This is a genomic window from Pseudomonas sp. Xaverov 259, from assembly GCF_019352915.1.
GTDB lineage: Bacteria > Pseudomonadota > Gammaproteobacteria > Pseudomonadales > Pseudomonadaceae > Aquipseudomonas.
The window spans coordinates 21,124-22,293 of the sequence record NZ_JAAAFV010000064.1 but is presented as its reverse complement, the minus strand read 5'-3'; the positions used below and the strand labels follow the sequence as shown (position 1 = coordinate 22,293).

Genomic DNA, 1,170 nt, shown 5'->3' with positions numbered 1-1,170 from the left:
CGACAAAGTGGATGTGGTTCTGACCGCAACGACCACAGTCGGCGAAGGCGGCAACATCGTTTACACCGCGTCTCTGGTCGACAAGTCGGGTAATGCGGTGACTAACATCACCAATCCGCTGACTGTGACTTTGGACAACGGTCAAACCATCACCATCGGTGTGAACCAGTCCAGCGGCACTGTCACCACCGTAGCGCCTAACGACGTATACAAAGGTGATCAGACCGTCACTACCGCCATCAAAGGCGTCACCGGCGGCGAGCATTTCGAAAACCTGGTGCCAGGCACAGCGCCTGTTAACACCACAGTGACTGATACACCTGGCACTGCGGACACCACGACCGTCACGCTGACCGCCCCAAGTGCCGTCAACGAAGGTGGTCAAATCACCTACACCGCCACCTTGAGCAATAAGGCCGGTACTGACGTCACGCTGAAACTGGATAACGGCTCGAGCATCACCATCAAAGCTGGCGATACCGTTGGCTCCGTGACTGTTGCAGCACCTGGCGATGACGTGTTCATCGATAAGAGCACCCAAACGGTCAAGATCACTGACACCACTGGCGGTAACTTCGAAAAACTGGAAGTTGCAGGCAACGGCGCGACCACGACGATCAACGACACCATCGACAAAGTAGATGTAGTCCTGACCGCCACCACCACCGTTGGCGAAGGCGGCAATATCATCTACACCGCCAGCCTTGTGGATAAAAACGGCGCGCTGGTGACTAACATCACCAGCCCGCTGACCGTGACCTTGGACAACGGCAAAACCATCACCATTGGTGTGAACCAGTCCAGCGGCACCGTCACCGTCGTGGCACCTAACGACGTGTACAAAGGCGACCAGACCGTTACCACCGCCATCACCAACGTGACCGGCGGCGCGCACTTCGAGAACCTGGTGCCAGGCACAACACCTGTTAACACCACAGTGACTGATACCCCAGGCACCACCGATCTCACCAGCGTCACGTTGACCGCACCAAGTGCCGTCAACGAAGGCGGCACCATCACCTACACCGCCACCTTGAGCAACAAGGCCGGCACCGACATGGTCGTCACGCTGGATAACGGTTCGAGCATCACCATCAAGCAAGGTGCGACCACAGGCTCTGTGACCGTTGCCGCGCCTGGCGATGACGTGTTCATCGACAAGAGCACCCA

General features: G+C 57.5%; 1 protein-coding gene. It reads left to right on the top strand.

Annotation, left to right across the window (positions count from 1 at the left end; genetic code table 11):
• Window positions 1-1,170, top strand: a 1,170-nt coding sequence (locus tag K0H48_RS28650; RefSeq protein WP_368862214.1) for an immunoglobulin-like domain-containing protein, incomplete at both ends; no start/stop codon positions are given.